This window comes from Arachidicoccus sp. BS20 (assembly GCF_001659705.1).
In the GTDB taxonomy this organism is placed as follows: domain Bacteria; phylum Bacteroidota; class Bacteroidia; order Chitinophagales; family Chitinophagaceae; genus Arachidicoccus.
The window spans coordinates 352,348-374,705 of sequence record NZ_CP015971.1 but is presented as its reverse complement, the minus strand read 5'-3'; the positions used below and the strand labels follow the sequence as shown (position 1 = coordinate 374,705).

The 22,358-nt window shown below is 39.3% G+C and carries 13 protein-coding genes; 10 read left to right on the top strand and 3 right to left on the bottom strand.

Annotated features, from left to right (window positions below; translation table 11 throughout):
• Window positions 1-113: 113 nt before the first annotated feature.
• Entirely contained in the window at window positions 114-1,418 is a 1,305-nt protein-coding gene (locus A9P82_RS01720; RefSeq protein ID WP_066203515.1) for a DUF4374 domain-containing protein, read from the bottom strand.
• A 31-nt stretch (window positions 1,419-1,449) separates the two neighbouring features.
• A complete protein-coding gene (locus A9P82_RS01715; RefSeq protein WP_066203513.1) occupies window positions 1,450-3,837 on the bottom strand; it encodes a TonB-dependent receptor in 2,388 nt (795 codons plus the stop codon).
• Between the two features lie 146 nt (window positions 3,838-3,983).
• Here A9P82_RS01715 and A9P82_RS01710 point away from each other — a divergent pair, with 146 nt between their 5' ends.
• The 9 genes from A9P82_RS01710 (at window position 3,984) to A9P82_RS01670 (ending at window position 17,919) form a co-directional block, all read left to right on the top strand.
• Window positions 3,984-5,054, top strand: a complete 1,071-nt coding sequence (locus A9P82_RS01710; RefSeq protein WP_197492210.1) for a helix-turn-helix transcriptional regulator — start codon at window positions 3,984-3,986, stop codon at window positions 5,052-5,054.
• 10 nt (window positions 5,055-5,064) lie between these two features.
• On the top strand, window positions 5,065-6,039 hold the full coding sequence (locus A9P82_RS01705; protein ID WP_066203511.1) for an alpha/beta hydrolase: 975 nt from the start codon (window positions 5,065-5,067) through the stop codon (window positions 6,037-6,039).
• Between the two features lie 338 nt (window positions 6,040-6,377).
• Complete coding sequence (locus tag A9P82_RS01700; RefSeq protein WP_066209461.1) at window positions 6,378-6,875, top strand: ferritin; 498 nt, start codon at window positions 6,378-6,380, stop codon at window positions 6,873-6,875.
• A 156-nt stretch (window positions 6,876-7,031) separates the two neighbouring features.
• Window positions 7,032-9,419 carry a TonB-dependent receptor gene (locus tag A9P82_RS01695; RefSeq protein WP_066203508.1) on the top strand — a complete coding sequence of 796 codons (2,388 nt, stop codon included), beginning with the start codon at window positions 7,032-7,034 and terminating at the stop codon, window positions 9,417-9,419.
• A gap of 283 nt (window positions 9,420-9,702) precedes the next feature.
• Window positions 9,703-13,380: a DNA polymerase III subunit alpha gene (dnaE, locus tag A9P82_RS01690; RefSeq protein WP_066203505.1), complete on the top strand. Its 3,678-nt coding sequence runs from the start codon at window positions 9,703-9,705 to the stop codon at window positions 13,378-13,380.
• 109 nt (window positions 13,381-13,489) lie between these two features.
• The gene (gene rlmN, locus A9P82_RS01685; RefSeq protein ID WP_066203501.1) at window positions 13,490-14,533 is read left to right on the top strand and encodes a 23S rRNA (adenine(2503)-C(2))-methyltransferase RlmN; all 1,044 of its coding nucleotides are present in this window, start codon (window positions 13,490-13,492) and stop codon (window positions 14,531-14,533) included.
• Window positions 14,534-14,559: 26 nt separating this feature from the next.
• A complete protein-coding gene (gene tnpA / locus A9P82_RS01680; RefSeq protein WP_066203499.1) occupies window positions 14,560-15,006 on the top strand; it encodes an IS200/IS605 family transposase in 447 nt (148 codons plus the stop codon).
• A 743-nt stretch (window positions 15,007-15,749) separates the two neighbouring features.
• Window positions 15,750-16,877 (top strand): pseudouridine synthase, encoded by a 1,128-nt coding sequence (locus A9P82_RS01675; protein WP_066203497.1) that lies wholly within the window; start codon window positions 15,750-15,752, stop codon window positions 16,875-16,877.
• Window positions 16,878-17,208: 331 nt separating this feature from the next.
• The gene (locus tag A9P82_RS01670) at window positions 17,209-17,919 is read left to right on the top strand and encodes an RluA family pseudouridine synthase (RefSeq protein ID WP_066203494.1); all 711 of its coding nucleotides are present in this window, start codon (window positions 17,209-17,211) and stop codon (window positions 17,917-17,919) included.
• Window positions 17,920-18,100: 181 nt separating this feature from the next.
• Here the strand turns inward: A9P82_RS01670 and A9P82_RS01665 are convergent, their stop codons facing one another.
• The gene (locus tag A9P82_RS01665; protein WP_066203490.1) at window positions 18,101-18,736 is read right to left on the bottom strand and encodes a peroxiredoxin; all 636 of its coding nucleotides are present in this window, start codon (window positions 18,734-18,736) and stop codon (window positions 18,101-18,103) included.
• Between the two features lie 253 nt (window positions 18,737-18,989).
• On the opposite strand from A9P82_RS01665, the gene A9P82_RS01660 reads away from it, so the two are divergent.
• On the top strand, window positions 18,990-22,313 hold the full coding sequence (locus A9P82_RS01660) for a TonB-dependent receptor (RefSeq protein WP_066203487.1): 3,324 nt from the start codon (window positions 18,990-18,992) through the stop codon (window positions 22,311-22,313).
• Window positions 22,314-22,358: the final 45 nt, after the last annotated feature.

The following is a 22,358-nucleotide window of genomic DNA, read 5'->3' as shown; positions in this document are numbered from 1 at the left end:
GCTGTACAATAAACAAGTAAATTAAATATAGTCTGGATAATTCGTTATTCTTCTTACCTCACATTCCGCTATTTTTTTTGAACAACGGGGAACTGTACACTCCAAGAAGGGGGCTACTCCGCTGCTACGGGCAACCTGCTGATACCTGTAATGATAGCATTGCCGTCTGTGGTAAGCCCGGGCGTTGCGGTTGCAGTTGCTGCATCGAATTTAAAAACAGTCGATTTTGCCTTACCGGCATCAGTATAATAAATAGCCGCATATCCTGTTCCGTCCAATGCGGAATAAGAATATGAACCGCTGGTAAATTGGATGTCAGTGGCTTCCGGCGTGCCGGTTACCCATTTGAAAGAGCCGTCATAAACATTTACTACGGCATATTTAATACCGCCCATCAACATGGGATATAAATACAATTGTACGGCATATACATACGGTTGCGGAACCATAGTCAATAAGAAATATCCTTTACCCAGATAATCTTTGCGCCAAACGTATTCTCCGCCGGAAGCGGAAGTGATATTGAAGAAAAACGTTGGGTCGTATTCCGTGGTACCGCTTTTAATTTTCATAATTCCGACAGGTGTTGCCGTGCTGTATTTGCCCGACATATCCCAGTCCAGTTTTGTACCGAAAACATACGTGTCGCCGTTTTCATCCACGTCCATGCCTCTTACCCAATAAGTTCCTATAGAGCCGGTACGCCCGTCGCGGATTACCTTATCCAACGTCATATCGGGATAGTTGTACACGGCAATCCAGTTACTATCGGGATATTGTGTTTCAAAATTCAGTCCGCTTTCCACGCTGATGAACGAAGCGAAAATTTTATCGCCCACTTTTTTAATATCGGTAAAGAATGCTTTTTGCCCGTTGGCAGCCAATGCTTCTGCATCAATTTGTCCTTGCGCTACAATTTCCATACTTTTTGTATCGAGCCTGTACCATTGTGTATATTGTTCTTCCGGCTGCCAGGCGTTTTTTACCATCAGAACTTCATCGCCTGCGTTGCCGAACATGGTCATGGATTCCGTTTGGAAATCGGTAGCTGTTACCAATTGCTTAGATGCATCGGCTTTGTATGCCGTTACGGCGCCCGGATTGCTTTGCCCGAACAAGAAGCTGATAAAATAATCTCCGTTGACGATGTAATTGTGTGTGGCGCCGTCTTGCTCTATCCCCGTTCCTTGCGTGTTTAATACACCCGAATCTAACGTTTCGGCGGTATTAATTACCTCAGCGCCGGAGGGGGAGCTTGCAGTGGTTAATACAAATATGCTGTCTTTCGGTTGCTCAATGACGGTTGAATCCCCGCCGCCGTTTCCGCCGGACTGATTACCGGATACGTCTTTTTTGCTGCACGCGCTTAATAATAAAAGCGCTGATGATACTAAGATTACAAACTTTGATTTTGTCATATTTATTTGATTTTGTTTTTTGAAAAAAGAATTATTGACCGATAAAATATCTGAGTTTTATACTGAATGACCGTCCCGGTTTTTGCAGGCTATAATTATCGTATAACTTTTCACCGATAATGTTTTTACATTCAATTGCGGTATTATACCTGCCGTTTTTAAATGTGTAAACGATGCTTACATCGTGCGATATTTGTGTAGGAATCATGCGTTTTGTATCTGCCGCGCCTTCGCTTGCCCAGTACAAATAGAAATTGTGCACATACATCATGTTGTAGCCGATGGTCAGCTTACCGGCGCCGGAAAAAATATTTGGAAAATAAAGCGCCGCATGGACATTACCGAATAAATAAGGAATATTGGGAATGCGTTCTTTGTAGGTAATGCTGGGAATGTCCGGAAGGTCTGTACGGTATTTATTTCTATCCCTCAAATTTTGGTAAGTAACGTTTATTCCGGCAACAAAAATCTGTTGGTAAGAATATCTTATTTCGGATTCCAACCCCAAATTGGATACATTGTACAGGTTGTCGGGATACAATTTATTCGGGTTTGGCCCGAGCGGGTTATAATAGATAAAATCTTTAGCATAGTAATATATTCCCGTACCGCTAAAGTAAAAATGATGCTTATCTAAGTTTAAATTGTAACCCAGTCCCAGGTTGATATTATTGCTTCGTTCCGGTTTTAAATTCCAGTTGCCGTCTTTGTTGATGATGTCTCCGAAGAGGTCTTCGCTTTCCGGCATCCGGTATGTTTTTTCGTAAGAAAATTTTAGTTGAAGCTGCGGCTGAATAAAATAAGTTGCTGCAACGCCGTAGCCCGGCTTGTTTCTGTTGAGTCCTGTTTTGTTATAAACGGTATCGCCGGGATTATTATAATCGGTTTGGATAAGCGTAGTACTTGCATGCTGATAAAAATATTTTCCGAATACGGTAATATTGAATTTACCGGGGATATGATATTGATAACTTGCGCCTAATATATTTTTTTCAGTCTTCTGCGGGATATTGTCCACCAAAGGATTTGGTGATACCAGGTTGGCGCCTTTTCTGTTGAAATAGCTGAAGACATTATCAAAAGCAATGTTCTGCCTGCCATTGATAGAATACTTTGCCGAAAGCGATGCGCTTCCGTTATGATTCCTGTATTTATACAGGCTGTACCAGCTTTCACCGCCTTTTCCAAGGTAGGTGATGGAATCGCCTAACCAATTGTAGCGGGCGTGTATGGTATCAATACTTTGGTCTTGCCCGAGATTATAATCGGCATTGAAAGTTACATCCAATCCCTTTGTTATAAAGTTCTTTTTGGCATATTTCAGTGCAGGCATTATAATGTTGCCTTTGGTAAACCATGCGCCGAATACCGCCGTGCTGCGTGCGCCGGTTTGTATTTGTTTATAATATTGTCCTAATGTGATGCCGAACAGTAATTGGTCTGTCCATTTTTTATCCGTAAAGCCTATTTGTGCAATTGCTGTTTCGTTGTGATATTTATCGTGGAACCGCTTGACCGTTGTATCTCGGTAATATTGCCCCGTGTGTATATCGGCGGCATCCACGGTAACTTTATAATCGTTATCTGAATAATTCTGAAAAGCGTTTAACCTTACCGTAAAGCCTTTTTTTGAAGTGTAGCCTGCATTGATATTCGTTCTGTGCGTATTAAAAGAGCCGTAGGAATAGGATACATCCAGATAATTTTTAAGCCTGTTGTTTGTAACAATATTTACTGCGCCGCCCAATGCATCGCCGCCCAGCCATACAGGCACTACACCTTTGTACACTTCTATCCGCTCTGCAAGATTGACGGGTATATTGTTGATTTGAAACGATGGTCCGAAACTTTCCATCGGAATGCCATCCAGGAAAAATTTTATCCTGTTACCGGAAAATCCGCTGATGGAAAAATCATAGTCTGATCCCAAGCCTCCCGTTTCCCGCAGACGCGCTCCGGGAACATGGTCCAAAACATGTGCCACGTCTGTTACCGTATTTTGCAGTTTTTGTGCATCTATGGCAGTTACGTTATAGGCTTGTCTATTCAACGATTTAATACGTGAATATCCGAACACAGATACATCATTAAGTAAAGCGGTACGGGTTTTTAACAGGAAAGAAAAATTCTGGGCACGCTTCGTTACTACAATTTTGCTTTTCAACGTGATGTAGCCTGTTGCCGAAATAATAATTGTATAAGTGCCTGCCGGCATATCTGAAAGTGAGAACCTGCCGGAAGAATCGGTAACAATATTTTTCTTTAGTTCGGGAAAACGGACAGAGGCAGCAATAACCGGAAACTTATGTTGGCTAAATACTTTTCCCGAAATATGGTAAACATCCGTTTGCGCCATGCCTGATATATAAGCAAACAAAGTGGTTATCGTGAATATGTAATATTTACATTTATAAGACATACTATTTGTTCAAATAATTGGATATGCTGTGTTTTCAAAACCCATTTTATTCCTGTGCGTATTTATTTGTTTACGAAATCGGGAATTTTTTTACATTGTTTGGGTGAACACTTTACATATCTATATTGTATGGTTTATTTTCGTGGTTGCGAAAGTATATTTCGCCACGTTTATTCATTTATGATTATGGAAGTATTTATTATGAAAAAGGAAGTATTATGCAATATGTAATGACGGGCGATGACTTTAATCATTTTGTTTCTGTTGCCGGGAAACAAAATGCGGATAATAACAGCGATATAAACAGTATGAAGGTTATCACACCTAAGGGAGATGCGCATTTTCGCAAGCAGACTTTGGACAGCAACCTGTTCATATTAGAAGCCGATTACCTTATGAACGGAGATGTAACGATTTTAGGAAAAGGAACATCTCCATTACTGGAAATCCAATGTAATTTATCCGCTATGCCCATTGTATATCACGATGATGCTAACGTAGAACATACAGTTGCTACAATGTCTTCTAATATCGCTTTTTTACCTGCCGAACAAAATGAAGCGAAAATCCATCTCTCCGAAAATGTGAATTACAATACGTTCGATATTCATCTTCCGCTCTCAATGCTGGACGGTTACGCGGGCGAATCTGGCATTATGGATAATTTCCTGGCAAAAATCCATAAAAATATCAGCGGCAAACTCAGCCCAAGCGATATCGGAATAAGTGCTGATATTTTTAACGTGATACAAGATATAAAAAGCTGCACTTATGAAGGACTGGTAAGAAGGATTTACTTTGAATCTAAAACATATGAACTCATTGCGTTGCTTTATAACAATGCTGAGAATAAAAAAGAAGATTACATGCTAAACGCCGTGGACAAGGATAAAATCCATTGGGCAGCCTCATTAATTAAAGCAAACCTGGACAGACCTTGTACCATTATAGAATTGGCTCATCAGGTAGGCATCAACCAAACAAAACTCAAAGCCGGCTTTAAAATCTTATTTGATAATACTGTTTTTGGTTATATGCAAGACCTCAGAATGCATCAGGCAAAAAAATATTTAATGGATACAAATATGTCTATACAGGAAATAGGCATGAATTTAGGATACCAAAATACATCCAATTTCAGTATCGCTTTCAAAAAAACACACGGCATCTCGCCCATGAAAGCAAGAGAAATTTATACAAAAAAACAACCCGGATAAAAAAACTTTTATGATTGTATTTTTGCTTCTGATTCTCCTGTGGGTTATTGGCGTTTTTACCTTGTTGTTATTCGCAGGTTTCCTGTTTGAGCAATACTCCAGAAGAAAGCTGGAAAGAAAAATATTTAAAAGAAAAACCTTTGCAGATATTGACGGGAAAAAGTTGCATTATGTAAAGAAAGGCAAAGGAAACTGCACTGTGGTGTTCCAGTCCGGCATGGGAAGCAGCCATGCCATCTGGCACGAAATACAGGAAGCCATATCACAAAATGCAGTAACCATTTCTTATGACCGCAACGGCATTATGCTGAGCGAAGCAACGGGAAAAACGGTTACAAATGACCATGTTTCTAAAGAACGCGAATTGCTTTTAGAAAATACACACTGCCCCAAGCCATACATTTTAGTAGGACATTCAATGGCAGGAATATATTTAAGACCGTTTATCAAGCGGCACGAATACGATATTGCCGGAATTGTTTTTGCGGAAGCCGCACATCCTAAACAAATAGAAATGGCTTCGCCGGAACTCCTAAAAACTTTGAAAATACCACCACACCAGCTCATTAAATTTTTAGTGCAAACAGGCATCTACCGGATTTTATTTTCTTTTATACCCTTGTCGCCGGAAATACCTGTCAGGCACAGGCTGCACCGCATGGAAAAAAATTTCTTTTACAGGTCGTGCAATAAAGTATTGGAAGAACTGAAAAACGACAGGCACAATTTTAAAGATGCCGAAGAATATAATTCCTTTGGAAATATACCATTAACCATAATTACCGGTACATCTGAAATACGATATGCAAAAATTAAAAATGCCGGATTAAAAAACGAATTACGCCAATTGACAGAAAAAGTTCAGCTTGATTTATTAAAACTTTCATCCAACAGCCGCCTTGTAAAAGCAGAAAACAGCGGACATATATTGCAAATTAATGATGCAGAACTATTTGTTTCGGAGATACAGAGTTTGTACTGCTAATTTAAAAAAATGTTTTTACAAAAGACCTATTAAAAATGATTAGTTATACCCCGCATACCCAAATGGCTTGGCGATACTATGGAAACGGTTTTTAACCGGATGGTTATTCCCGTACAAGTTACACACATAGAATACATATTGCCCGATTTAAAAAAGATTATCATAGAAGGCGATTTTACAAAAACAAAATAGGGGCTATAACAAATGGCAGGCTTTTTTATACGAAAGTGAAAATATAGTCAGACGCAATTATGATACTGTATTTGTTTTTAGTAAAACGCGATATTTTACTTTTTTCTGAGCGATACCAAATATTTCTGAAATTAAAATCAAAAGCCATGTTATCACAAACTATGAAAGAAGCGCTGAACAAACAAGTGCTGATGGAAGCGCAATCGTCGCAAGCTTATCTTGCAATGGGAAGCTGGGCAGAAATCCAACCCGGATTAAAAGGTGTAACGCAATTCTTTTTCCGTCATAGCGACGAAGAGCGTATGCATATGCTGAAACTGATTCATTATATTAACGAAAGAGGCGGTTTTGCAGTTGTTCCTAAGTTAGAACAGCCGACACTTACTTTTGTTTCACTGAAAAAAGCATTTGAAATATTGTTTGAGCATGAAGTGAAAGTAAGCGAAAGCATCAACAATCTTGTAGATATCGCCTTGTCCGAGAAGGATTATGCTACGCATAATTTTCTGCAATGGTATGTGAACGAACAGATAGAAGAAGAAAGACTTGCCCGTGAATGTAACGATAAACTTGAACTGATAGGCGAAGACAAAAGCGGCTTGTATCTTTTTGACAGAGATATTATGACGATGGACTCGGAATAATTTTCATGGTTTGGTAATAGCAATCCTATAAGATTTCAGGTCTTATAGGATTTTTTGTTTGAAATTTTCCGCATCTCGTAAATAGTTTTTCCCGATTTCGTAAAGAGCATTGGTAAATGTGAAAATAATTTCGCACACAAAAAAATATACTCATTTATGAAGCATTTAAGTTTACTGTTTATTTCGTCTGTTTTATGCCTGCTTTTGACTCCGGAAATCATGTTTGCGCAAAGTGCCGGCGGCGCTGTTAGAGGAATTATTACAACAAGCGATAACAAGCCTGCATCAAGCATTACCATCCAAATCGAACAACTGAAACGCGGCGCTGTTTCAGACAATAATGGTAGGTATATTATTAACAAGCTCGCGCCGGGGCATTATGTTTTAAAAATTTCTTCCATAGGCATTGCTATGCAGGAAAAAGAAATTATCGTTTCCACAGGAGAAACAACTGAAGAAAATTTTACGATTAATATTACTTCACAACAATTACAGGATGTTATTGTAAACACACAGCAAGCGAAATATCATGCGGGTACGAGCAACGATGTAGCGAAGATGCCGCTGAAAAATTTGGAGAATCCGCAGGTATATACAACCGTTACAAGTGCGTTGCTGAAAGACCAGCAAATTGTTACTTATTCCGATGCATTGAAAAATATTCCCGGCGTTATCATGCAATTGGAAAATAACACGGCAGGCGGTTCGGTTACTTCGCGCGGTTTCCCTACCCAATCGTTTTTAAGAAACGGCGTGGTGGGCATTGGCGGAGATGGCAATATTGATGTCTCCAATATCGAAAGCATCGAAGCCATCAAAGGTCCTTCCGGCGCATTATACGGAAGTTCGCTCATCAGTTATGGCGGGCTGTTCAACATTGTTACCAAAAAACCTTTTGATACCTTCAAAGGAGAAGCAGGCTACACTTGGGGCGGCTATGGATTAAGCCGTTTTACGGTGGACGTGAATACACCGTTGAATGCGGACAAAACATTGCTGTTCCGCTTGAATGGCGCCATTCATCATGAAGGGTCCTGGCAAGATGCAGGCTTTGCTTCCTATGAATTTGTTGCACCCTCTTTGACATACAAAATCGATGATAAAAACACGCTTGAATTAGAAGGCGAGTATCAAAATGAACGTGCCAATAGCTTTTATCGCATTTTCATAGATGGTTCGTATAAAACCGGTGTACGCAGCCCAAAAGATGTCAATATAGACTGGCACAGAAGATTTATTGGCAATGGGCTTGTTCTTAAGCCAAAGCAGGCAAAACTTTTTACAACATTAACACATCAATTCTCCAAGCAATGGGTATCGCGTACCAACTTTACTTATCTCAGCAGTGCTGAAAGTGGGGGCAACGCTTATATGTCTGTGCTTGCCGGCAATGACTCTCTTATTCGTAATGCAACCTATTATGATTATTATAAAAAATATACCACGGATATTCAGGAAAATATCAACGGCGATTTTCATATCGGGAGCTTGAGAAACCGTACGTTAATTGGCGCAGAAGTATATAGCGTTACTACAAAGGCAAGCTATGGCAGTCTGGCATTTGATAAATTGAGCCTTGCTAACCCAGGAGTTGAATATGTGAAACTAAGCAATACAACATTGCAAAATGCATTGCTGGATGTTCCTTTTATACAAACGGGAAGCATTCTTACAAATACTTACAGCGCCTATGTGCAGAATGTTTTGAACGTTACAGACAGATTACTTGCAATGGCAAGCGTACGTTGGGATTATTATGATTACAAAGGGCAAAAAAGCGTGATTACGGAAGAGGCAACAGGCGGTTATCATCAAAATGCATTTTCGCCGAAATTCGGTTTGGTATATCAAATCGTGAAAGATAAAGTGTCTTTGTTTGGTAATTACATGAATGGTTTTACCAATGTGGCGCCTGTGCAACAACCCGATGGAAGCACCAGCGTTTTTAAACCACAACACGCCAACCAATGGGAAGGCGGTGTTAAAGCCGATGCGTTCAACGGAAAATTAAGCGGCAGCATTAGCTATTATGACATCAAGGTAAGTAATGTTGTTCGCAGCGATGCTCCGGACAGACCGACTTATCAGGTGCAAAATGGCACGCAATACAGCAAAGGTTTGGAAGCGCAGGTTACGGCAAATCCTTTTGCGGGCTTCAACATTATTGCAGGCTATGCGTATAACAACAGTAAATATGAAAAAATTAGTACGGCGCTCGACGGCTTTCGTCCAAGCTCCGCAGGTCCGAAAAATTTGGCAAACGCTTGGCTAAGCTATCGTGTGCAAACAGGAACGCTGCAAGGTTTAGGCTTGGGCTTCGGCGGCAACTATGCAAGTGAAAATGCAGTGATTAATGATTTGGATGATTATTATGTATTGCCGTCATTTACTACATTAAATGCTTCGCTTTCATACGACAAAAAGAAATATAATATTACCTGCAAAGTGGATAATCTTACCAATAAACAATATTGGGTAGGCTGGGGAACAACCATTCCGCAAATGCCGAGAAGATTCTCTGCAAGCTTTACCGTGAAATTTTAGTTCGTTTGTTCCGATTTCACTTTTACCACAGGGCGACATTGTTTGCTCTGTGGTATTTTGTTGCAAAAAATCTTTCGCTATGTGCGGAGTCCTCGCCGCACATTTTTATTCTGTCGGCTCTGCCGACAAATTGCCACGAGGCAATAAAATAATCGTGTGAAGCGAAGACGCTTCACACAGCAAGTCTCACTTCGTGGATAACTTTCACTTTTCTTTCCGCCCGTTTTTTACGAAATTTGTTGGTTCTTGTAAATCATTAAATCATACAAATCACGGTTTATATATGCCCCAGTTTTCGCATCTTCACGTTCATTCGCAATATTCTTTGTTAGACGGCGCTGCATCCATCGGAAGCCTTTATAAAAAAGCTGAAAAAGACGGTATGAACGCCGTTGCATTGACTGACCACGGCAATATGTTCGGCGCATTTGAGTTTGTGGCACAGGCTTGGAAAAACACAAAAGTCGTGGGCAAAGATGCCAACGGAAAAGATATTCTTGAACCGAAAATAAAACCTGTTGTCGGCTGCGAATTGTATGTAGTGGAAGACCGTTTTCAAAAGACTTTTTCTAAGGATAAAAAAGATAAACGTTATCATCAAATTTTGTTGGCGAAAAATGAATTGGGTTACAAAAATCTCGTCAAGCTTACGTCGCTCGGTTTTATCGAAGGAATGTACAGCAAATATCCCCGCGTGGACAAAAGCCTGATTCAGCAATACCACGAAGGATTGATTGCGACTACTTGTTGCATCGGTGCGAGTGTTCCGCAGGCGATTTTAACTAAAGGAGAAGAAGAAGCGGAAAAGGAATTTAAGTGGTGGCTTGACTTGTTCGGCGAGGATTATTACGTGGAACTGCAACGCCACCACATGGAAGAGCAAAACAAAGTGAACGAAGTATTGCTGAAGTTTGCGAAGAAATACAATGTGCCTGTTATTTGTACCAACGACAGTCATTACACCGACAAAGACGATGCAAACGCGCACGATATTTTGCTCTGCATCAATACAGGAGAAAAGCAAACGACACCCGGTTTTGACGATTTTGTAAACGATGATGCACTGGTAAAAAACCGCCGGTTTAAATTTCCCAACAATGAATTTTATTTTAAGACAACGAATGAAATGGAAAAGCTTTTCCAAGACATTCCGCAGTCGCTCGAAAACACGCAGCAAATCGTTGACAAGATTGAAGTACTGAATTTGAAGAAAGATATTTTACTGCCCGCGTTTCCCATTCCGCAGGAATTTAAAACCACAAACGACGACAATATTAATCAATGGAATTACCTGCATCATCTCACGTATGAAGGCGCAAGAAAAAGATATGTTGATTTAACCGATGAAATAAAAGAACGTATCGATTTTGAATTGTTCACGATTAAGACAATGGGCTTTGCGGGTTACTTTTTGATTGTAAGCGATTTTATCAAAGCCGGTCGCGATATGGGCGTATTCATTGGTCCGGGACGCGGTTCTGCCGCAGGAAGCGCGGTGGCATATTGCATTGGTATTACCAACATCGACCCGATAAAATATAATTTGCTGTTTGAAAGATTCCTGAACCCGGACCGTAAATCCATGCCCGATATCGACACGGATTTTGACGATGAAGGCAGGCAAAGAGTGATTGATTATGTAGTGCAAAAATATTCCAAGCAACAGGTAGCGCAAATCATCACGTATGGCACGATGGCGGCAAAAATGTCCATTAAAGACGTGGCGCGCGTAATGGATTTGCCATTGGCTGATGCGAATGCTTTGGCAAAGCTCGTGCCCGATAAGCCCGGAACACAGTTAGGTCGAGTGTTGAAAGCACCCATTACAAACAAAGAAGCGAAAGACGGCGAAAAATCTTTGGAAGACAAAGAAGGCTATATGCCCGAAGATGTGGAAAACATTAAGAAGCTGCGCGAAATTTATGATGGCAATGATATGCGCGCGGCGGTGTTGCACGAAGCGGAAAGGCTCGAAGGAAGCGTGCGCAATACGGGCATTCACGCGGCAGGCATCATCATTGCGCCGAAAGATTTAACGGAGTTAATTCCTGTTGCAACAGCGAAAGATTCCGACTTGTGGGTTACACAAATCGAAGGCAGCAGCATTGAAGAAGCCGGCGTTATCAAGATGGACTTTTTGGGTTTGAAAAATCTGTCCATTATCAAAACGGCGTTGCAGCTTATCAAACAAAATCATGGCGATGATATCGTCATAGACGATATTCCTTTGGATGATGAAAAAACATATCAGCTGTATCAGCGCGGCGAAACCAATGCGACGTTCCAGTTTGAAAGCGCCGGAATGCAAAAGCATCTGCGCGATTTAAAGCCCGACGTTTTCGCCGATTTGATTGCGATGAATGCGTTGTATCGTCCCGGTCCCTTGGCATACATTCCAAACTTCATCAAAAGAAAACACGGCATCGAAAAAATCGAATACGACCTGCCGGAAATGGAAGAATATCTGGCGGATACGTACGGTATTACGGTTTATCAGGAACAGGTAATGCTGCTGTCGCAAAAGCTCGCAGGATTTTCCAAAGGCGATGCCGACGTGCTGCGTAAAGCGATGGGTAAAAAGCAAATTGCCGTGCTGAACAAAATGAAAGCGCAGTTTATCGAGGGCGCAACCAAGAAGGGACATCCGCAGGATAAACTTGAAAAAATATGGGCGGACTGGGAAGCATTTGCGCAATATGCTTTCAACAAATCGCACTCTACATGCTATGCTTTTGTGGCGTATCAAACGGCGTATTTGAAAGCGCATTATCCAAGCGAATACATGGCTGCCGTACTGAACCACGCGGGCGCTATTGAAAAGCTCACTTTCTTCATGGAAGAGTGCAAACGCATGGGCATCAAAGTGCTTGGCTGCGACATCAATGAATCGCACAAAGGTTTTTCGCCGAACAAAAAAGGCGAAATACGTTTCGGTTTCGGCGGCTTAAAAGGCGTGGGCGATGCGGCTATTGAAAGCATTCTGGAAGAAAGAAATAAGAACGGCGCGTTCAAAGATATCTTCGATTTTATCAAGCGTGTGAACCAAAGAACAGTGAATAAAAAATCTATTGAAAGCCTTGTATATTCGGGCGCTTTCGATTGTTTTGAAAATATGCACCGCGCACAGTTCTTTGCCGTACAGCCCGGCGAAACAACAAACAATCTGGAACGTATTATTAAGTTTGGCAACGTTTACCAGACAAGCCAGGAGAATACTGCGAACAGTTTGTTCGGCGATATGGGAATGCCCGAAGTTGCCACGCCGAAGATTCTTCCGTCACAGGAGTGGAGCCTGATTGAAAAATTGGAAAATGAAAAAGAAGTAACGGGCATTTATATCAGCGGACATCCGCTGGACAATTACAAATTTGAAATGCAGCATTACGGCTTTATGCAAATCAGTGATTTCAACGAGTTGAAAGATAACAATGAAATTAAAAACAAAGGCGGCAACGTTATCCGCATCGCTGGTCTGGTCATTGATGCACAGCACCGCACGACAAAAACCGGAAAAGATTTCGGCATTCTGACTATTGAAGATTTTTCGGGCAAAACAGAAATTGCGCTTTGGCGCGACGATTATATTAAGTACAAAAGTTATCTTGAAAAAGGATTGACATTGTCGCTCACAGGATTTTTCAAACAACGTTATAATCAGGAATCATTCGACTTTAATGTAACCAATATTATGTCGCTCGATAGTGTGAAAACAGCATTTACAAAATCGATTGACGTAGCGATTGCCTTGCAGGCTTTGAGCGAAAGTATGGTAGAATTTTTCGCGGAAAATTCAAAGAAAAATGCAGGCAATACAGCGTTGAAGTTTAAAGTGTTCGATGCCGACGAGGAAATGTCCGTGAACCTGTACACGATTGAAAAAGGCATTGCCATGAACGATGAACTGGTTAGTTATCTCCGTCAAAACCCCGATATAGATGTACATATTGGTTTGGCTGTCTGAACTTTGTCAGATGAATTTTAACCACAGATGTACAGATTAAAAATTATCTGTATATCTTCGGCTTTATAACTAATCCGTAAAATCTCCAAATCATGGTTATCTTTGCAAAATGGAATCGCCCAAGCAAAACATCAGGCATTTGAATTTATCGGAGTTGGAAAGTTATTTCGTTAGTCATGGCGAAAAGAAATTCCGCGCAAAACAAGTCCACGAGTGGATTTGGCAAAAAGGCGCAAGCTCGTTTGACGATATGTCGAACCTGAGCAAAGACCTTCGCAAATATTTGTCGGACCATTTTTCTTTCCCTGCAATTGCCATAGACACTTTGCAAAAAAGTTCGGATGGAACCATTAAAAGCCGCTTCAGAACTTTCGATAAACATTTGGTTGAAGGTGTTTTAATTCCTACCGACGAAAGAAAAACCGCTTGCGTTTCTTCGCAAATCGGCTGTAGTTTAACTTGTAAATTTTGTGCAACAGGTTATATGGAGCGCAAGCGTAATCTCACTTACGACGAAATTTACGACCAGGTTGTTCTCATTAATCAGCAAAGCCTGAAAGAATACCAACAAAAATTATCCAACATTGTTTTCATGGGAATGGGCGAACCGTTGCTCAATTATACCAATGTGATGAAAGCAGTTGAACGTATTTCTTCGGAAGACGGATTAGCTATGAGCCCGCGCCGCATCACGGTTTCAACCGCAGGCGTTGCAAAAATGATTAAGAAGCTCGGCGATGATAATGCAAAATTCAAACTCGCGCTTTCGCTACACGCTGCGAATGATACGAAGCGTAACGAGATAATGCCGATTAATGAAAGTAACAATATTAATTCTTTAGTGGATGCACTAAATTATTATTACAAAAAAACAAAACAGCCTGTGACCTTTGAATACATTCTGTTTCAGAACTTTAACGACAGTCTGAAAGATGCGGAAGAACTGGTAAAAGTTTATCGCCGTGTGCCTGCGGATTTGGTCAATTTAATCGAATACAATCCGATTGATGCGAGTAAATTTTCCAAGCCCACAGATGAAAGAGTTGAAGCATTTATGAACTATCTTGAATCGCACAAAGTGAATGCACGCTTGCGCCGCAGCCGGGGAAAAGACATTGATGCAGCCTGCGGACAGTTGGCAAACAAAGGATAACTCAATTCAGTAATCAGAAAAATAATATGAGTACATATACTCAGATATTATATCAAATTGTTTATAGTACAAAAAACAGGGAGGCAACGCTGAATGCCGAAAACCGTAAAGAATTGTACAAATATATTTGGGGCATTTTAAAAAATAAAAATTGTCATTTATATCAAATTGGCGGAATTGAAAATCACTTGCATATTGTAACACATCTTCATCCGTCTGTTGCTTTGGCAGATTTAGTAAAAAACATAAAATTAGCAAGTACCGATTACATAAAAAGTAAAAATCTTTTTCCGGATTTTACCGGCTGGCAGGATGGTTATGGCGCTTTTACTTACTCCGTTGAAGCAAAAGAAAATCTTATCAACTATGTAAAGAATCAGGAAGAACATCATCGAAAGAAAACGTTTGTTGAAGAATATAAAGAACTTTTAAACGAGCATAATATTGAGTTTGATGAAAAATATTTGTTGTAGTAGATTGTTCAACCACTTCGTGGTTGGGTGTTCTTTCTCTGCGTTTCGTAAGTTCTCTGCATTTCATACAGAGTTATTGAAATTAAATCCTTTCAGGATTTTCTCTGACTTGCTGGACTTAAACATTAGTAATCTCATATATGCTTTAAAGTGAGAAAACAACAAGTAGTAAAAAATTGAGGAATAGAATAAAGTAAGCCCAAAAGCAATTCGGGAGCGAAACAAAACAGAAGAGTTATTGAAATTAATCCTTTCAGTATTTTCTCAGATTTGAAGGTATAAAACATCAATAACTCGGAATACAATTTGAATAGGAGAACACAAGCAGATAAATATTGAAGAATAAAACAAAGCAAGCCCGAAGAGTTTACGCATCAATAATCTTCGATACACTTTGCAACTGAATAAATTGATAATAAAATATAGCAGCATAAAAACAAAGCAAGCACGAAGAGTTTACACATCAATAATCTTCGATACACTTTGCAACTGAATAAATTGATAATAAAAATATAGCAGTATAAAAACAAAGCAAGCCCGAAGAGTTTACACATCAATAATCTTCGATACACTTTGCAACTGAATAAATTGATAATAAAATATAGCAGTATAAAAACAAAGCAAGCCCGAAGGGCTTAAATATCAATAACCCCGAATGCAATTCGGGGAGAGAGAAAAACAGAAACAAAATAGGTACAGAACCCTGAAAGGGTTCAATATGAACTAAAATCACAAATAATACAATGAGCAAACAAGCTTTTGAAAAATTCATCAATCCTAAATCTCCTGCAAAAATCAAGGAAGAGTTTCGTCAGGAGAAAAGAAAAATAAAAGCCGAAATGCGTGCGGAAGGAGAGGAGCGCCGCAGAATAAAAGCAGCAAAACTGCGCGGCGAAAATATAGAACCAACGAACACTTCTCAGAATAAAAATAATTATCAAAACGATAATAAACGCAGTAATAAATTTTCCGATAAAAGAAAAAACAACACTTTCGCCAAATCTCCATCTTCTGAAAAGACCGATTCATCAAGATTTGAAAAGAAAGGAGATTTCAGAAAAACCAAAAATTACGGTGTAAAAAACGAACGCTTTGTAAAAGAAGATGAAGGCAAAAAAGAAGAAATGCCTTTGAATAAATTCATCGCACATTCCGGCGTGTCGAGCAGAAGAGAAGCTGCCGAACTGGTAAAATTCGGACACGTAAAAGTAAATGGCGATGTTGTGTACGAGCCTGCGTTTAAAGTTTCGGAAAAGGATAAAATTGAGTTGAAAGGCAAGCCCGTTCATTTGCAAAAAAAATTAGTTTACATTTTATTGAACAAACCGAAAGACCACATTACCACCACCAAAGACGAGAAAGGTCGCAAAACCGTTCTCGATTTATTGAAAGGGATAAATGATATCAACGGCATTTATCCTGTGGGGCGTTTAGACAGAAATACTACCGGCGTTTTGCTTTTAACCAACGATGGCGAACTCGCACAAAAGCTCACACATCCATCGTTTCAGATAAAAAAGATTTATGAAGTCGGCTTAAACAAACCTTTGACAAAGGAACACGCGGAAGCTATTGCAAATGGCATTGAGTTGGAAGACGGTTTTATTAAAGCAGATGCTGTTGGTTATGCAGATACAAAAGATAAAAGTATTGTAGGCGTTGAAATTCACAGCGGTCGCAACCGCATTGTTCGCCGTATTTTTGAGCATCTCGGTTATGAAGTGAAAAAATTGGACAGGGTAATGTTTGCCAATTTGACTAAGAAAAATGTAGAGCGCGGCAAGTGGCGCTATCTCGCAGAAAAAGAGGTACGCTTGCTGAAATATATGAATGCTTCTTTAGGTAAAAAATCAAAAACAAAAGTAGAATAGAAATAATTTTTTTGAAATTTCTCCCTGCGGTCGAGATTGGGTTCGGCAAAGCCAAATAATATTTTAATTCTCGATATTGTAGTGATTTACAAAACAATGAAAACGTGAGTACCGTCATTTCGACCGCAGGGAGAAATCTCAGTTTAATATTTTAATACTTAGAACGTTTTGACATGAAACGAGGCGGTAGTATTTATATAGATTTATGGGTTGAAGTACAATATTGGTAATTTGTTTATTGAGATTTCTCCTATCGTCGAAATGATGACGCAGAGGTTTTTATTATTTTCAAATCATCATCAACCTTAAAATATAAAGCAAATTAGTTTGAATGAAGTTAGACATTATTTTTGAAAACGAAAATTTTATTGCGATTAATAAACCTTCCGGGATGTTAAGCATTCCCGACCGCACACAATCGGAAGTTTCGCTAAAAGATTTACTCTTGGAAAAATACGGCGCAATATTTATTGTCCATCGCATTGATAAATTCACAAGCGGCTTAATCATTTTTGCAAAAAATGCCGAAACGCACAAACAACTTTCGCAATTATTTGAAGGACGTGAAGTAGAGAAATTTTACATCGGTTTGCTGAATGGAACTTTGTATCCGTCTTCGGGAACAATAAGTGCACCTGTTATAGAACACCCTTCAAAAAAAGGTTTGATGGCGACGAATGCAAAAGGCAAACCTTCGGTTACCGATTATGAAACCATAGAGACGTTTAAAAATTATTCTTTGGTTCAGTTTCAGATTCATACGGGACGTACGCACCAGATTCGTGTACATACGCAGTGTCTCGGACATTCATTGGTAGGCGATGAATTGTACGGCGACGGCAAATTTTTGTTGCTTTCTTCCATTAAAAGAAAATTTAACCTTTCTAAAAATCAGGATGAAGAAAAACCTTTAATGGCACGATTGGCTTTGCATTCTTACAAAATAAATTTTACACTTAACGGCGAACAATATTCGCTCGAAGCCCCGCTGCCAAAGGATTTTACAGCTACATTGCAACAATTGCGGAAGAATAATGCTTAACATCTTTGCACAGATAAAATTTATATGTGCATCTGCGGCTTATATAAACAAAAAGCCCCGATAGAAATCGGAGCCGCAAGTACAATGTAATAACTAACTAAGAAAAATAAAACCATGATTTAAGTAATGTGAGCAACAGGATAATCATCGTCTTCTCAATCTTTTAAATCATGGTTCGACATTATTTATTCGGTTGTGGTGTGTAACGCAAATACGGTTTCACAACATTTACCCCTTTCGGAAAGCGTGTATAAGCTTCATCAGTCGGGATGTTTGGCGTAATAATCACATCTTCGCCTTCTTTCCAGTCTGCAGGTGTGGCTACACTATAATTTGCCGTCAGTTGCAGCGAATCAAGCACACGCAAAACTTCGGTAAAGTTTCTTCCGGTTGATGCAGGGTAAGTGATAATCAGTTTTACTTTTTTGTCCGGTCCTATAATCAGCAAAGAGCGAACCGTTGCTGTTGCGGAAGCATTCGGATGAATAAAATCGTACAAATCAGATACTTTTCTATCTTCATCTGCAATAATCGGAAATTCAACACTTGTGTTTTGCGTTTCATTAATATCGTTAATCCAACCTCTGTGATGCTCCACACTATCCACGCTCAGTGCTAAAACTTTGGTGCCGCGCTTTTCAAACTCAGATTTTAAAGAAGCTGTTTTGCCTAATTCTGTTGTACAAACGGGCGTATAGTCGGCAGGATGCGAAAATAAAATACCCCAGCTATCGCCTAAAAATTCGTAAAAATCAATATCTCCGATGGATGTTTTTGCCTGGAAGTTTGGCGCTGTATCGCCTAATTTAATTGACATATTTTAAAATTTATTTTAAGATTAAAAAATTATTGGATGGCAAATATATACATACCCTACTAAAAAACAAGACTAATGTGATTATTTTTTGAATAAATGTGCATAACTGTGGAATAATTATGTTAGTATAGATATTGTAAATATCAGTTATTAACACGTTATTTGCAATATTATTTAATCATTAACAAAAGACAAACAAACTGATTTTCTTGGAGTGAATTATTTTCTTTGCAACTAATTAAAATCATTAACTATGCAATTAAGAAAGATTTTTACAATTTTAATCCTCTTCCTGCTGCCCGCATTTGCCATGGCACAGGTTACAACCAGTACTATTACCGGTAAAATTTCAACCCCAGAAGGACAGCCATTGGGAGGAGCTACAGTTACGGCTACGCACACACCATCCGGAACTGTTTATAAAGCTATTTCGAACGACAAAGGGCTGTTTACTTTGCCGGGTTTAAGGATTGGTGGACCTTATACTGTAACAGTGCAATATGTAGGTTATGCTTCTCAAACAATAAACGATATTAATCTTAGGTTAGGCGAGCCTTATGATGTATCAATTACTTTAGCTGAAGCTTCAAGCGATATGCAGACTGTAACAGTATCTGCAACTGCTAAAAAAGCGTTAGTGGAAAAACTGGGACCTACGACTGTAATTGGCACTCGTGAATTAAGTACAATGCCGACTATTTCAAGAAGTATTACAGACTTTACTCGTTTAACACCACAAGCCAGCGGAAATAATTTCGGGGGTAGAGATGGACGTTATAACAATTTAAAAGTTGATGGTGTAAACTTGAATAATAACTTTGGATTAAGCAATGATCCTTTACCGGGCGGTGGTCGTTCGCCAATATCTTTGGACGCGTTTGAACAGATTTCTGTTGCAACAACTCCGTTCGATGTTCGCCAGGCAGGATTCACGGGTGCTGCAATTAATGCCGCGACTAAAAGTGGTACAAACGAATTTCATGGTACGGCTTATGCTTTTACTACAAATCAAAATTTTAATGGTAAAAAAGTAGGTTCTTACGATTTAGGCGATTTGGCTAAGAATAGCAATAAAATATATGGAGGTTCAATTGGTGGTCCCATTATCAAAAACAAATTGTTTTTCTTTGTAAATGGCGAATATGAAAAGAGTTCAAAACCAGGTCCAGCATATTATCCTACTGGAGGCAATGGAACAGGAACGGAATCCCAAACAACTGTTGCCGATATGCAAAAAGTGTATGATTATGTAACAACGAATTTCGGTTACGACCCGGGGTCTTACCAAAGCACTCCGCCATTTGCCGGACACGACTGGAAAATCTTAGCTAAGATTGACTGGAATATTGATGTGAATAATAAATTAACTTTGAAATACACCAATTTCAATAACCAAAATGATTGGAATTTACTCAATGGTGGAAGTATTCCGAATGGTGGAGGTTTCACAGTTACAGGTAGAACGGGTACTGTTGGCTCATTACCCAACAGTCGCTATAGCAATAACTCTATGGCATTCTTCAATTCTAACTATGGATTTAAACATTTAGTTAAAACTTATTCCGCTGAGTTGAATAGCCGTTTCTCCTCAAAGGTATCCAACCAATTCTTATTTACCATTACAAGAAACCGTGATACACGTATAACGCCAAACGGGCAATTTTTTCCGACTGTTGATATCTTTAATGGAAATGGTCAAAATTACATCAGTTTAGGTACAGACCCCTTTACGCAGAACAATGATGTTATCAATAATATTACTTCAGTCCTGGATAACTTAACCATTTATGCAGGTAAACATACTATTACAGCGGGTATCAGCTATGAACACCAATATTTGGGTAATATGTTTATGCCGGGTGCTGCAAGTTATTATGCATACAATTCTTTAGATGATTTCTTGAATGATGCAGCTCCAGCTTATTATGCTTGGACATATTCGTTATTGCCGGGCACGCCCAATCCTTATTCTGCGAATCTTAAAACCGGGCAATGGGGTTTATATGTGCAGGATGAAATCAATGTAAGCAACAACTTTAAACTTACAGCAGGTATCAGAGCTGATAAAGTAAATTATTTGGGTAATCCTATTGGTAACTCTTCTATCGATACTTTATTTTTGCCTAACGCCAATGGAGATTTTGTTCATTACTCAACAAGTAAATGGCCTTCCTCTCCGGTAGTTTTTTCTCCTCGTGTGAGTTTTAGATGGGATGTATTGCACGATCATTCTTTAGTTGTTCGTGGTGGTACAGGGTTATTTACAGGGCGTTTTCCATTGGTATGGTTGACAAATATGCCAAGTAATGCAGGTGTCGTACAATTCGGAGGACGTATTACAGACCCGAATGTATTGAAGAATATCAAGTTTAACCCAGACCCAACTGCGTACAGCAATCTGTTTACGCCAACGCCAAATCAAGCTTTGAGTGGCACACCGGTAATTCCGACAGGTTATTTCGCCTTGATTGATAAGAACTTTCGCTTCCCGATGGTATGGACATCTGATTTAGCGGTGGATAAAAAATTTGGAAATGGATTTACCGCAACAGTTGAAGCGACTTTTACAAAGGACTTATACGCATTATTTGTTAGAAACTCTAACTTGAAACCTGCTGATAGTGTCTATTATGAAGGAGATTATACAAGACCAAGATATACTTCTTCGTACAATAAATATTATAATGGTGGTTTCTCTGCTTATACTTTGGAAAATTCAAGCAAAGGCTATTCTGCTACATTTACGGCACAAATCAGCAAATCATTCAGTAATGGCTTTTATGGTTCATTAGCTTATGTGCGCACAATCGCTAAAAGCATAACAGGTTTGGCAAGCGCGCAAGCTAATTCATTATGGACATACAATCCAACAGCAGGAACTGGCAATAGTATAGAAATGGGTAATTCTCAATACATGACTCCGCATCGCGTAACAGCAAATGCTTCATATCGTATGGAATACGCCAAACATCTCGCATCAACATTCTCTCTGTATTATTCAGGAGGTGCACAAGGAAATATATCGTATACTGTATATAACGATATTAACAATGACGGCAAATCTTACGATTTGATGTATATACCGAAATCACAGGAAGAAATGAACTTTGCCTCTTATACGACTGGAGGTGTAACTTTTACTCCGGCACAACAGAAAGAAGCGTTTGAAGAGTTTATTAATAATAGTCCTTATTTGAGAAGCCATAGAGGTCAAATTGCAGGACGTAATGCAGCATTCTTACCTTGGTACAATCAAGTTGATTTCACTTTCTTGCAAGACTTCTTTATTAAGGCAGGAAAAACACGCCACGACTTACAATTTAGTTTAACTATTTTGAATTTTGCTAATTTGTTGAATTCTAAATGGGGGGTGTATAAGAGTACTGTTACAACATCTCCTCTCACATTCAAATACTTTGACGCGACAGGTCATCCAGTTTATACATTATATACTCAAAGTGTTTCTACTGATGGCGGAAAAACATATACTCCACGATTGATAACTCAACCATATCAGGATAATAGGTCAATCAGTAGTACATGGCAAATGCAGTTAGGTTTACGTTATTCTTTCTAAAACAATGCACGTGAATATTCACTCAAAAGCCTCGCTTTGCGGGGC

Excerpts from the sequence above, each read along its gene's own strand:
- A9P82_RS01720 (WP_066203515.1), bottom strand. The coding sequence starts at position 1,418 with ATGACAAAATCAAAGTTTGTAATCTTAGTATCATCAGCGCTTTTATTA.
- A9P82_RS01715 (WP_066203513.1), bottom strand. The coding sequence starts at position 3,837 with ATGTCTTATAAATGTAAATATTACATATTCACGATAACCACTTTGTTT.
- A9P82_RS01705 (WP_066203511.1), top strand. The coding sequence starts at position 5,065 with ATGATTGTATTTTTGCTTCTGATTCTCCTGTGGGTTATTGGCGTTTTT.
- A9P82_RS01700 (WP_066209461.1), top strand. The coding sequence starts at position 6,378 with ATGTTATCACAAACTATGAAAGAAGCGCTGAACAAACAAGTGCTGATG.
- A9P82_RS01695 (WP_066203508.1), top strand. The coding sequence starts at position 7,032 with ATGAAGCATTTAAGTTTACTGTTTATTTCGTCTGTTTTATGCCTGCTT.
- dnaE (WP_066203505.1), top strand. The coding sequence starts at position 9,703 with ATGCCCCAGTTTTCGCATCTTCACGTTCATTCGCAATATTCTTTGTTA.
- rlmN (WP_066203501.1), top strand. The coding sequence starts at position 13,490 with ATGGAATCGCCCAAGCAAAACATCAGGCATTTGAATTTATCGGAGTTG.
- tnpA (WP_066203499.1), top strand. The coding sequence starts at position 14,560 with ATGAGTACATATACTCAGATATTATATCAAATTGTTTATAGTACAAAA.
- A9P82_RS01675 (WP_066203497.1), top strand. The coding sequence starts at position 15,750 with ATGAGCAAACAAGCTTTTGAAAAATTCATCAATCCTAAATCTCCTGCA.
- A9P82_RS01670 (WP_066203494.1), top strand. The coding sequence starts at position 17,209 with ATGAAGTTAGACATTATTTTTGAAAACGAAAATTTTATTGCGATTAAT.
- A9P82_RS01665 (WP_066203490.1), bottom strand. The coding sequence starts at position 18,736 with ATGTCAATTAAATTAGGCGATACAGCGCCAAACTTCCAGGCAAAAACA.
- A9P82_RS01660 (WP_066203487.1), top strand. The coding sequence starts at position 18,990 with ATGCAATTAAGAAAGATTTTTACAATTTTAATCCTCTTCCTGCTGCCC.